A 12,181-nucleotide genomic window follows, 5' to 3' on the forward strand; every position below is an offset into this window, starting at 1 on the left:
CTTGGGGTATTGTAGCACAAGGCAGATAAAAGCGTGTGATTTTGATGAAAAAATGACTTGGTGGTCATCTTAACACGTTGCCAATTTTGGGCTATCTTACCGCCTTAAAATACAACGCTTGACCTTGGCTGTTAGAGAGCATTAGGTCGGTGGCACTGACTTTATAATGCGTGAGCGTGGGCAACAGTTGTCCTAGTATCTGCTCTAACGCCATGTCAGGGCACGCCATGCGAGTGGATGCCACCGAGCTGATGTGTAGGGTGTCATCATGGATGTCGTTGATGCCAAACATTAGGGTGTTACACCCTGCATGCCCACTGGCTTTGGCAGGGTCGGTCAAATCAAGTGTGGCGACAGGTCTGCCTTGATAGTCCACGCCTTGCACGGCGGTCAGTCGCCACTCTTGGCTAAGATGGGTTAGATGGTGTGCGGTGTCATCTGATGACCCATGAGCGACATCTGCCGTGGCTTGGGTGGTGGAATGGGTGGCTGTGCTATCAGGCAGGGCAGAGCAGGCACTTAGCAGGGTGGTGATGATAAATAGAGAAGTTAAGCGTTTCATAAAAATACCTTTGTTAGGGCGTGCCTACCATTGATAACATTTTTATAAAATAAGATGAAAATTTAATGTTTCAATCAATTTTTGCATGAAAAATGGCTAAATCTTGTTTTTCTGCGTCAAAAACTTGTCTGATAGAATAACTATCAACCTGCGTTTTTTCCTTGAAAAACGGGCGATTTTTCTCATTTTTCATTGCAAATACCAAAGTTCAACACGCCCTAAATTTTATATGGCTAATTGATGATATTTTTGGATGGATTTGTGGGGAAAATTGCAATTTGCCCTATGTAATGTCTTGAGTTTTGGGCGTTATATTCGCTACTGTTTGCCCAGTTTGTAGAATTACACCAAGAAACTTTAAAATTCTACAAACACAACGATATTTGGATGTAGGGGCATGCTGTGCACGCCTTGTAAAATAATATCATAAAGGGCGTGTTCAACGCGCCCCTACAAACCTGTGGTAAATATCAAGTTGGTTGGGTGTATCTTTATTAAATCTCTTTCCAAACTAAAAATAAACCCTTATAAGTATTGGGGTTGAAGTTTTTAAAAATCTACAAAAATCAGGGTTTGGAAAGAAGTCTATTGAAAAATGCTTATTATAATCCTTTAAAAAACAAAAAACCCAAAGCAAACGTTTGGGTTTTGTAAATGATGAGCCAATCAGTGATGATGACCGCCCACACCGTGTGCATGACCGTGAGCAATCTCATCGGCAGTGGCTTCACGCACATCAACCACTTCAACGTCAAACGTCAAAGTCACGCCAGCCAATGGATGGTTGCCGTCCACGACCACCACGTCATCATTCACGTCTTTGACAGTCACAAGCATGACATGACCGTCGTCAGTTTGTGATTGAAATTGCATGCCAACTTCGATGTTTTCAACACCTTGGAAATTTGCCCGTGGCACTTCTTGGACAGCTTCGGCAAGGTACTCGCCATAAGCATCTTCGGGGGCAACAGTCACGGTGAACTTATCGCCTGCACCTTTGCCTTCCATTTGGACTTCAAGACCAGGGATGATGTTGTGGTGACCGTGCAAGTAGGCAAGTGGTTCGCCATTTGATTTATCAAGCACGTCGCCGTCACTGTTGGTTAGAGTGTAGTTGAATCGTACAACGGTGTCATTTGCAATCATTGACATGAAATTTTCCTATAAAAGTGAAAAATGTTTATCAGTAAATGGGGTGTCATTACCGATAATCAAGGGCTATTATAGCAAAGTTTTGGCAAATGTTGGGCATTGGTTACAAAAATCTTTTAAAAACCGATTAAAGCAGATTTAAATCAATTTTGTTATAATGGTGTCAGCTGACGACATGTTGTTTGACAATGTTTGTCATCTCTTGCATGTGCAATTTTAAGATATTTTTAAACAACAACACCAATTTTGATGAGTTTAATAAGGTAAATACAATGACACACCTAAATACAACCCCTAATTTGCCAAAGACGAACAGCGAGCAGGATGTTGCCATTCATTATGTGCTTGACTTTACCCGATGTCATGAGCATTTGGTTGATGTCATCATGAGCTTTGATGTGGCGGACATTGAACGTTCTGATGACGGGCTTAGTTTGTGGCTACCGACTTGGATAGCAGGCAGTTATTTGGTGCGTGAGTTTAGCAAGAACATCACCAAAGTCATCGCCTATGATGAGACAGGGCAGGCGTATCGGGCAAGCAAAAGTGCCAAGAACCGTTATGAATTTGCTGGCATTGGGCAGGCGGGGCGGATAACGGTGCATTATGAAGTGTACTGCCATGATTTGTCGGTGCGGACGGCATTTGTCGATGACAGCCGACTGTTTGGTAATTTTACATCGCTCCTTTTGATGATATCAAATAATGAGTGGGCGTCTGCTCAGGTGCATTTGCATGTGCCACAGAGCTTTTTGGCAAAAAATCAAGGCTCATCGCTCGCCTGCGGTCTGCCCCATGTCCTGCGTGAGCATGAACAGGGGGTGGGCTATTCACTCGCTCCCAAGGAAGCCTTTGAGTATTATGATTATCCCTTTGAATTTGGGGTGCAGTCGCTGTTTGACTTTACGGTGCAGGTGGCGGACAAAGGGGTGACTCATCGCTTTTTTATCGCAGGGCGACACCGTGCTGATTTGACAAGGCTGTCATCAGATGTGCAAAAGATTTGCCAAAGTTATGCTGACTTACTGGGTGATGTGCCTTTTGCTGACTATACCTTTATGACGATGGTCACGGGCAGTGATTATGGTGGGTTAGAGCATATCAACTCAACTGCCCTTATCACGCCACGCACCGATTTGCCGGTGGGCGAGTCTGATGTGCCAAGCGAGTCTTATCAGCGGTTTTTGGGGCTGTGTAGCCATGAGTATTTTCATGCGTGGTGGGTCAAGTCGGTGCGTCCTGATGTGATGATGGACAGTGATTTGCAAGCAGAAGCCTACACGCCCCTGTTGTGGGTGTTTGAAGGCTTTACCAGTTATCTGGATGATTTGATGTTATTGGTCTCAGGCGTGATTGATAGGGCAAGTTATTTTAAGCTCATCACCGCCCAAATCAACCGCTATCACAAGACGGACGGTCGCAGACACCAAAGCGTGGCGGAGTCTAGCTTTGACACATGGATAAAGCTGTATCGCCCCGATGAGAATACCGCCAATCAGAGCGTGAGTTATTATAACAAAGGGGCGTTGGTGGCGCTCTGCTTGGATTTGAGTTTGTTAAAACACTCAGGGGGTAGATACCGCCTGTTTGATGTCATCAAAGCCTTTTATGAAAAATCCAAACAGAGCGATGATAAGCGGTTTGGCATGACCGATGATAATCTTAGCGATGTCATCAGCTCTATGATGGGGGCGGACGCATGGCAGGACTTTTATCACCGCTATGTTGTGGGTACAGATGAGCTACCACTTGTGTCACTCATGGGCGAGTTTGGGGCGGTCTTAGATAGTGAGCAGACCGAGACGGCATGGGGCATGAGCGTGGATGAGAGTGGGGATGGTCTGAAAATCAAGCACTTACACCGTGGCAGTATCGCCAGTGGTGCAGGGCTGTCGGTGGGCGATGTCATCATCGCGATAGATGGCATTCGTGCCAGTAGCGTGGGCATAAAATCGGCACTGACCCATGCCGACAGCGTGGTGGTGCATGCCTTTCGCCGTGATGAACTTCGCACCTTTACCGTGACCCGTGGCACGCCAACACTACATGAGAGTGTGTCGGTGCGTACGGCAGACTATCAAGAAAAAGGGTGGTTTGTTTTTGATAAATGGCTCAAATCATAGGGTGTTGGATAATAGGATTATCCAATCAGCCCCGCAGTATTCGTGTCAGCTCATCATGGCTGATGTGAATACGCCTGCTTTGACCGACGGCTAAGTCGCCAACGTGCCAGCCGAGCTTGTCACTGCCGATTTGTAAGCGGATGAGTCTTAGGCAGGGCAGACCGACGTGGGCAGTCATGCGACGGATTTGGCGGTTTTTGCCTTCAAAGATGGTTATCATAAGCCATGCGGTGGGGATATTTTTACGCTCACGAATGGGCGGATGTCTGTCCCACACATCAATGGGTAGGTTGTCATCATCCAGGTGTAAGATATGGGCAGGCAGGGTTTTACCGTCTTTTAGGGTCACACCTGTACGCAGGGCGTGAAGTTGGTCGTCGGTTGGGGTGTGTTCTACTTGCACCAGATAAGTCTTGCCCCATGATTTGGCTTTGCCGTGCGTGGGTGGTGTGGTGATGAAATGGTTGAGCGTGCCGTTATCGGTGAGAACGAGCAGTCCTTCACTGTCTTTGTCCAAGCGTCCTGCCACACGCAGACTTTTGTCATCAAAATAGTCGGCAAGGGTCATCATCTGGTCACGGTCTTTGCGAAATTGACTGTGGACATTATAGGGCTTGTTAAACAGGACAACGGTAGGCATGATTTGGTATTCTTAAAGTAACAATAAAAGCCCAGCATGACTGACATGTTGGGCTTTTATTGTATCACGGTTTTGTCAAAACCGATTAGTTGTTTTGCTCGGGGGCGACTTCGCTAGGTTCGGCGATGACCACGCCAGTGGTGGGTTCATCAGTTGCCATCTCGTCTAGAACAACATCAACGGGCGTGTCATTGGCATGCTCATGAGCGTTTTCAACGGCAGTGGCAGGACTGGTCGGTGCATTGCCAACAGCAGCGATTTGCTCACCGTCTTGGATGAGTGTGAACTCAATACGACGGTTTTGGAAGCGACCTTGTTCGGTGGCGTTGGTTGCCACAGGATGGTCAAAACTTGCCCCAAAAATGTCCAAACGCTCATCAGGTACGCCCTTGGATACTAGATAGTCATGAACGGCTTTGGCACGTTGCTCGGACAAGGTTTTGTTGTACTCATGAGAAGCATTGCTGTCGGTGTGACCGGTGATGGTTAGTCTGGCATCAGGCAACTGAGCAAGTTTGGCAGCTGCTAGGTCAAGGATTTCTTTGTTCTGCTCAGGAATCTCACTTGAATCATTGGCAAAGTTGATGATTTGTAAGTTCAAGGCACGCACTAAATCATCTGCGGTAGATGTGTCGGTCAGACCTGCAATGGCGTTTTTGGCGGTATTGATGCTGTCGGTCACAACGCTGTTGATGTCAAGCTGTGGCTCCGCTTCGACCACAAAGTCGGCAGGAGTGAGTGCTTTGGTGCCATCGATGAGTTTGGTGATGTCATCAGCATGGGCTGCGTTAAAGCGAATGGTTTTGTCGCTGATGCTTACGCTGGCATTAGGTACGCCTTTCATGAGATTAAAGATGTCAGTCAAATGCTCGCTGGCAGGGAACGTGTCTGACACACCAGAGCTGACACTCAGACGGCATGTGTCATCGGCGACACCAAACACGCCTGACAGGGCGGTGCGAATGTTGGCAAAAACACCTTCGCTACCTGCTTCGCCACGGCAAGAGTAGATGCCTTGACCTGTCTCGTCGGTGGCAAAGTTAAGCGTGGCAGGGGTCAAACCTGCGACGGCACTACTGGCAGGGGCGGTCTCGCCAGGGGGCGTGACAGGTGCTGCCACAGGGGTGGGTTTTTCTTGGCAACCACGCAACAAAAGCCATGCCAGCCCTGCAAAAATCACCAAACCAATGATGGGTAGTAGGGCTTTCATGAAGCTACCTTCTTCTTTTTTGATGGGTTCTACTTGACCATTAACATGGGCGGCAGTAGGCTCTGAGGCGCTCTCAGTGGTTGGCGTAACTGGTGTCACGGGCGTGCTTGCGGCATCAGTAGCGATGTCTGCTGACGGTGTTGCCCCCAAAGCACCAACACCTGCCAGTAGCCCTGCTGGTAGCAATTTTTCTGCCCAGTTGGGTAAAAATCCAGCAAAGTCGTCCGCTTTTTCTTGCAAAAAGGTGGCAAGGGAGCTTGATCCTGCCAAGGTGTTCAGTTCACGCACGATGAGTGGTGCAGCGGTGGTGGTTAGGGCTTCTGTGGTGGTGTTCGGCAGTCCATGTTCAGAAGCAAGCTCGTTATTTAAGGTGCTAACTTGACTGGTGCCTTGGGTGTCTTGGACGACAGTGTTTAGAACGTGATTGCCATCTTCGAGTTGTTCGGGGGTCAGTGCTTGCACTCGGGCAGCGATGTCAGGGTTGGCAAGATTCATGCCAAATAGCCCAAATAATCCTGTCAATGCATTTCTTTTGGCACTGTCGTCACCGCCATGCTCGCCAATTAAGGATAAGACTTTGGGGGTAACGATGGTTTGTAAATGGTCAATCAGGTTCATAAAAACTCCTTACTCATGTATCAATTAAAAATTGATGGATTAAAAAAGATTGATATTGATTTTAATCAAAATAATCAACATAAAAAACATTCTACGTTAAAATCATTGCAAATGCGATAGTGGCTTTACAAATCATTTAAAAAAGAACAATAATGCAACAATTTTATAAGAAAACCATACCATGAGTTTGTGTTAAAATTTTTAAAAATAATCTTGCTAAACGCCCAATTAAAATGAGAAATTATTAGGGCGTGCCTGCTTTTTGTATTTGCAATGGAAAATAAGATTTAGCCATTTTTCATGCAAAAATGGATTAAAGCGTTAAATTTTCATCTTACTTTGTAAAAATGTTATCAATGGTGGGCACGCCCTAGTGTTATAAAGGGTAGGCACGCCCTAATTACTGGGTTTTTTTGAGTGATAAAAGCGAATTTTTGCCTTATACGCAGTTAAAAATATACAGTTAAAAGATGTGCTCTACAAAATGAAAAAGTACCACGGTTTTTGTGGTAAAATTCAATTTGGTTGACTGTAAGATGATGAAAGATAAGATGTTTTTTATAAAAACATAAATAAAATTTCTTTTATAAAAACATAAAAAGTGCCACAAAAAACCAAACCACCAAATCCAAGCCATAAATAAACCCAAATCACAAGATTTGGGCTTATGTTTAAAGCGAATCGAATTAGTAGCTTAGCTCGGCACGGCGGTTTTGAGCCCAAGCGGCTTCGTTTGAGCCTGTGGCGACAGGTTGCTCTTCGCCAAAACTTAGAATCTCAACATTGGCGGTGTTCACACCCTTGCTGGCAAGGTAGCCACGCACGGCAGCGGCACGACGTTCGCCCAAGCTCATGTTGTATTCACGAGAGCCACGCTCATCGGTGTGACCTGCGATTTGCACGCGTGCACCTTGATTGGCGTTCAAGAATTGGGCTTGTTGGTCTAAGATGGCAGCAGCATCAGGGCGGATGGCATCTGAGTCAAAGTCAAAATGCACCACGCCTTGCATGTTGCGAGCAGCGTTTTGGATGGCAGCTGAGTTATTAACCAAAGCACCGCCAGTGTAGCCAGTGTTGGCACCATGTCCGCCCAAGGGAGCGACCACGACCTGCGATTTCGGTTTTTGGCTGGCACAGCCTGTCACCACAAGAGTGCTGGCAGTCAAAGCCAATACTAGGGCTTTTGAGATTTTAGAAGTAAGCATAAACGCTCCTTTGATTGAAGAATTTTATAAAACTATTTTGACGATTGTATCATTTTACCACAGTTTGCTACTTAATGACAATTTGCAAAATCATGTGAGAAAATCATACATTATAATGACAAAATTTGATGGGCTTAGCAAGTCATTTTAGGGTTGTTTTTGGGGTATTTGGGCGGAAAAATTGGGTGTTTTTGGGGTTTTGCGAGAAGTGATGGCAAAATAATGACCATATTGGCGATTTTGGGGGCGAAACGGTCTTTTTTTCATGGTAAAAATTTGATAGTATGACGTGTTAATTTTATCAATTCAAATCCAAACCTAAACTAGGAATAAACCATGACCAACAGCAATAAAGAGCCCCAAAAAATCTACCTAAAAGACTACACGCCACCTGTCTATCGTGTGGAAGACATTTATCTGGATATCAAAGTATTTGATGACCACGCCACCGTGTCTAGCGTGCTAAACATGCACCGTGAGCATGACGGCGAGCTTATCCTGCTAGGGCGTGAGCTTGAACTGTTAAACATCAGTATCAATGACAAAGTACTGACGGCTGATGATTACACATTAGACAGTGAAAGTCTAACCATTCACAACGCCCCCGACGCCGCCAAAGTTGCCATTGACGTAAAGATTAATCCCCAAACCAACACCGCCTTAGAAGGCTTATATCAGTCGGGTACGGGCGATGAGTTGATGTTTGTTACTCAATGCGAGCCAGAGGGTTTTCGTAAAATTACCTTTTTCCCTGACCGCCCTGACGTTTTGACTGAATACACCACAAGGGTAGAAGCGGACAAACGTTTTCCTGTGCTACTTGCCAATGGTAATTTGATAGAAAAAGGCAATGTGGGCGATGACAGACATTTTGCCGTCTGGCACGACCCAACCAAAAAGCCAAGCTATCTGTTTGCGTGCGTGGTGGCGGATTTGGCGGTGATGAGCGACCATTATACGACCAGTGAAGGGCGTGAAGTACTCCTAGAAATCTACGCCGTGTCTGCCGACATTGACAAATGCCACGTTGCCATGACCGCCTTAAAAGACAGCATGAAATGGGACGAAGAGCATTATGGGCGGGCGTATGACCTTGACCGTTATATGATTGTTGCCACAGGGCAATTTAACATGGGAGCAATGGAAAATAAGGGCTTAAATATCTTTAACACGTCTTGCGTGCTATCTAGTCCAAAAACCACGACCGATGAGCGAAGTTTTCATGTCAAAGCGGTCATCGCTCACGAATATTTTCACAACTGGACGGGTAATCGCATTACCTGCCGTGATTGGTTTCAGTTGTGCCTAAAAGAAGGCTTTACCGTATTTAGAGACCAAAGTTTCTCGGCAAGTCATCGCTCGCCTGCGGTGCAACGCATTGATGACGTGGGTTTTTTAAAGGCTCATCAGTTCAAAGAAGATGCAGGCGTGCTGGCTCACCCTGTGCGTCCTGACAGTTTTGTGGAGATTAACAACTTCTACACCGTTACTGTTTATGAAAAAGGGGCGGAGATTGTGCGTATGATAGCGACCTTGCTTGGCAAGGATAAATTCCGCCAAGGTACGGACGAATATTTTGCTCGCTATGACGGTCAAGCCGTTACCATTGAAGACTTTTTATCGGCGATGAGCGTGGGCGATAGCCGTGTACAAGACTTTTTGGCGTGGTACACTCAGGCGGGTACGCCTGTACTGACGGGCGGATTTGACGTGGTGGGCGATAGTATCAAGCTGACATTTAGCCAACAAACTCGCTATGTGGCAGGATTTGATGAGCCAAAAGCCCTGCCCATACCGATAGACGTGGCGATTTTTCATGGGGAGAGTGGAGAGCTACTTGCCCAAGAATTGCTACTTTTGAACAAAGACAGCGATACGTTTAGTTTTGACGGGTTGGATTTGGGTGGGGTGCGTCCTGTGGTGCCGGTACTGCGTAATTTTTCCGCCCCTGTTAAGCTAGAATTTGACTATACCGATGAAGATTTGGTAAAAATCGTACAATTTGACAATGAAGGCTTTAACCAATGGCAAGCGGTGCAGACGTTGGTGGGTAGATTGTTGTTTGGCAAATCGGATAATGTCGCCTTGCTCACCGACACCCTAAAACGTATCGTGCCAACGCTCATGCACAAAGACCCCATGCTGACCGCTCGCCTGTTTGACGTGCCAAGCGAAAGCGAGCTTGCGGTGGCGTACGATAAGGACTACGACCCACAAGCGGTCAAGGCGACACGCACCGCCCTAAAAGAGCAAATTGCCCACGCCTTAGCCGACCATGTACAAGTGTGGTATGACGCCCTGCCTATCGTGCCGTATCAAGACACGCCTGACGCTCGTGGGGTGCGACTGCTTAGAAATGTGCTACTCAATCTGGCATTGACCGCCAAACTTGACATGACCGAACGCGCCGAACGCCAGTACACCAACGCCACTTGTATGAGTGAACAGCTCGGAGCATTGGGGGCGATGATTGAGTTTGGCTTGCCAAATGCAGACGATTATACCGCTCAGTTTTATGAAGAATATCACGATAATGACCTTGTGATTGACTCATGGTTTAGCGTACAAGCAGGGGCGGACAGCCGTGATGTGGCGTTCATTAAGGTTCTTATGGAGCGGGCGGATTATGACTGGCAAACGCCAAACCGTGTGCGTACCACGCTTGGCGGATTGGCAAGCAAGCCCACTCAGCTATGGACAAAAGACGGCATTTCGCTGTATCTGTCAGCAGTGGCTCGCCTAGACGTGATAAATCCTGTGCTGGCTTCTCGCTCCTTGTCCGCTCTGGCTCGTTGGTACACGCTGTCGGGCGATGACAAAGAAATGGTTAAGGCGGAGCTTGTCGCCTTGCAACAAAAAGCAAGCTCCAAAAATGTGCTTGAATTTTTAAATAATATGCTCGGGGATAAAGCATGAGTGTCACCCCATTTGTGTGGTTTGAATTTGATAAAGAAGTGCATGAGCTGTGGCAGGGCATGAGTGTGACGGGCAAACGCTTTGCCTATCATCAGCGACTGTCTGCACTCATCGCTCAGCAGACGGCATTCAAGGCGGATTTGGAGAGTCTGAAACTGTTAGATGTGTTCTTATCAGCGGTCAAATCAGACTTGGCAGGCAAGAACGTGAGTGAAGCTCGTGTGCTAGCTCATGATGACTTTGCTCGGCTCATCATCATCTTGGCGTATCATGTCGTGCAGGTGATGGAGCAAGAGCTTGCCCAATCGGTGGCTAAACCTACCGTGAGTATCTACACCGCCCAAGGGTTTAGCCGTGTCTATGCTCGCCTGTTCTCGCAGATGGGGGCAGACCCCCAAAGTCAGATGACGGCTGAACAGTTGCAGGGTTTTTATTATGGCATGGGCGTATTGTGCCAAGGTGTGGGGCAGGCAGGACAAGCGGTGGCGGATAGGTTCTTTATCCTACCTGTCATCGGGGCAAGGCTGTTTGGCACGATTGACCGCACCTTTGTGGCAGGTCTTGATGATGACGGTCAAGGCGTGGGCGTGGCAGAAGATAGCTTGTATTGGGCGGTGCATGATTTTATCAGCCGTTTTAAACAGTTGCAACACAGCCTAACTGCCGATGATAGAGCCAAACAGTTATTTAGCGAGCGGTCGCTGTTTTTAAAGCCAGTAGATAAGTCAGTGCAAGCGGTTGATGAGCAAGATCAAGATGGGCAGAATGAGCAAGCTATTTTACAAAATGGCTTGCAAGATGGTTTACAAAACGACTTACAACATGATGGGCAAGATAGTGGACAAAATAATTTAAATAATGACTTGCAAAATCATTCAATAAACCCTTTGACAAACGATGGGCAAAATAACTTAACAAGTTTGCAAAATCAAACTGTGGTGGATGAACAGCCAACCAGCCATAGCCCAGCCCCAGTTGTACAAGAAACGCAAGCCTTGCAATCTGCCCAGTCTGCCAGTCAAGCTCATGTTGTAAGCCCAAACACACCACATCAAGCCAAAAGTCCACACCAATCTACCAATACCACAAACTTGCCCCCGTCCGCCTATAAGCAAAGGGCGAGAGCGTCACACACGCCCAAGCTCTTTGATGAAGCGTACCAAGATTTGCTCAACATCAATACCCCAAGCGATGCCGTGAGTGAGTACCAAAAGGCGACGGCAGTACTGACCAAGTTTGATGCTTTTATCGATGGCAAAATCGCCGAAGGCAAGCAGATGGATGAGATTGTGTTTAATGACAAGCAGGTGCAGGCACGCAAACAGGCACTTGCCCTACTGGTGGGGCTGGTCAAGCAGGGCAACCCGTCTGCCATGCTTCGCCTAGCCCTGTACTATTTTGGTGGGCGTGGCGTGGGCGTGGACATCAATAAAGCGGTCATGCTCACCAAACGTTCTGCCGAGATGGGCGACATCCGAGCCCAAAAACTGCTTAGTCGTCTGTATTATCAAGGCTTTGCTCCTAATGATGGCGGTATGGCGATGGACGTGAGCATGGGCGAGCATTGGCTTCGCAAATCAGCCGATGGCGGACATCCCGAAGCCAAAAAGGTCTGTGCCTACATGAATCAAGTGGAGCTTCTAAAAAGCGACTACCGCACCGAGATGGTCTCGGACAAGCGTTATGGCATGCTGTTCATCGCTGTGGGCGTGGGGGCGGTACTGCTCTTTATCTTGCTAAGTATGATGTCCTAAC

9 protein-coding genes are annotated in these 12,181 nt (G+C 47.1%); 3 read left to right on the forward strand and 6 right to left on the reverse strand.

Features of this window, described 5'->3' with window-relative positions; translation table 11 throughout:
* Positions 1–91 precede the first annotated feature (91 nt).
* From AAHK14_RS08060 to AAHK14_RS08070, 3 genes are all read right to left on the reverse strand, one after another.
* Positions 92–562, reverse strand: a complete 471-nt coding sequence (locus AAHK14_RS08060) for an META domain-containing protein (protein WP_194092636.1) — start codon at positions 560–562, stop codon at positions 92–94.
* Between the two features lie 70 nt (positions 563–632).
* Positions 633–755, reverse strand: a complete 123-nt coding sequence (locus tag AAHK14_RS08065) for a hypothetical protein (protein WP_255518625.1) — start codon at positions 753–755, stop codon at positions 633–635.
* 473 nt (positions 756–1,228) lie between these two features.
* Positions 1,229–1,714: a peptidylprolyl isomerase gene (locus tag AAHK14_RS08070; RefSeq protein WP_065256071.1), complete on the reverse strand. Its 486-nt coding sequence runs from the start codon at positions 1,712–1,714 to the stop codon at positions 1,229–1,231.
* A gap of 272 nt (positions 1,715–1,986) precedes the next feature.
* On the opposite strand from AAHK14_RS08070, the gene AAHK14_RS08075 reads away from it, so the two are divergent.
* The gene (locus AAHK14_RS08075; RefSeq protein WP_065256086.1) at positions 1,987–3,837 is read left to right on the forward strand and encodes a PDZ domain-containing protein; all 1,851 of its coding nucleotides are present in this window, start codon (positions 1,987–1,989) and stop codon (positions 3,835–3,837) included.
* A 25-nt stretch (positions 3,838–3,862) separates the two neighbouring features.
* On the opposite strand, the gene AAHK14_RS08080 is transcribed toward AAHK14_RS08075, so the two are convergent.
* From AAHK14_RS08080 to pal, 3 genes are all read right to left on the reverse strand, one after another.
* A complete protein-coding gene (locus AAHK14_RS08080; RefSeq protein ID WP_065256072.1) occupies positions 3,863–4,477 on the reverse strand; it encodes a pseudouridine synthase in 615 nt (204 codons plus the stop codon).
* An 85-nt stretch (positions 4,478–4,562) separates the two neighbouring features.
* Positions 4,563–6,305, reverse strand: a complete 1,743-nt coding sequence (locus AAHK14_RS08085; RefSeq protein ID WP_065256073.1) for an OmpA family protein — start codon at positions 6,303–6,305, stop codon at positions 4,563–4,565.
* Positions 6,306–6,991: 686 nt separating this feature from the next.
* Positions 6,992–7,510, reverse strand: coding sequence for a peptidoglycan-associated lipoprotein Pal (pal, locus tag AAHK14_RS08090; protein ID WP_065256074.1), 519 nt, complete (start codon positions 7,508–7,510; stop codon positions 6,992–6,994).
* A gap of 336 nt (positions 7,511–7,846) precedes the next feature.
* Here pal and pepN point away from each other — a divergent pair, with 336 nt between their 5' ends.
* Both pepN and AAHK14_RS08100 read left to right on the forward strand, forming a co-directional pair.
* A complete protein-coding gene (pepN, locus tag AAHK14_RS08095) occupies positions 7,847–10,426 on the forward strand; it encodes an aminopeptidase N (RefSeq protein WP_065256075.1) in 2,580 nt (859 codons plus the stop codon).
* Positions 10,423–12,180 (forward strand): tetratricopeptide repeat protein, encoded by a 1,758-nt coding sequence (locus AAHK14_RS08100; protein ID WP_065256076.1) that lies wholly within the window; start codon positions 10,423–10,425, stop codon positions 12,178–12,180. The genes pepN and AAHK14_RS08100 overlap by 4 nt, the downstream gene beginning before the upstream one ends.
* The last annotated feature ends 1 nt before the right edge of the window (position 12,181 follow it).

Source organism: Moraxella sp. K1664 (genome assembly GCF_039693965.1).
Taxonomy (GTDB): domain Bacteria; phylum Pseudomonadota; class Gammaproteobacteria; order Pseudomonadales; family Moraxellaceae; genus Moraxella.

Excerpts from the sequence above, each read along its gene's own strand:
- AAHK14_RS08060 (WP_194092636.1), bottom strand. The coding sequence starts at position 562 with ATGAAACGCTTAACTTCTCTATTTATCATCACCACCCTGCTAAGTGCC.
- AAHK14_RS08065 (WP_255518625.1), bottom strand. The coding sequence starts at position 755 with ATGAAAAATGAGAAAAATCGCCCGTTTTTCAAGGAAAAAACGCAGGTT.
- AAHK14_RS08070 (WP_065256071.1), bottom strand. The coding sequence starts at position 1,714 with ATGTCAATGATTGCAAATGACACCGTTGTACGATTCAACTACACTCTA.
- AAHK14_RS08075 (WP_065256086.1), top strand. The coding sequence starts at position 1,987 with ATGACACACCTAAATACAACCCCTAATTTGCCAAAGACGAACAGCGAG.
- AAHK14_RS08080 (WP_065256072.1), bottom strand. The coding sequence starts at position 4,477 with ATGCCTACCGTTGTCCTGTTTAACAAGCCCTATAATGTCCACAGTCAA.
- AAHK14_RS08085 (WP_065256073.1), bottom strand. The coding sequence starts at position 6,305 with ATGAACCTGATTGACCATTTACAAACCATCGTTACCCCCAAAGTCTTA.
- pal (WP_065256074.1), bottom strand. The coding sequence starts at position 7,510 with ATGCTTACTTCTAAAATCTCAAAAGCCCTAGTATTGGCTTTGACTGCC.
- pepN (WP_065256075.1), top strand. The coding sequence starts at position 7,847 with ATGACCAACAGCAATAAAGAGCCCCAAAAAATCTACCTAAAAGACTAC.
- AAHK14_RS08100 (WP_065256076.1), top strand. The coding sequence starts at position 10,423 with ATGAGTGTCACCCCATTTGTGTGGTTTGAATTTGATAAAGAAGTGCAT.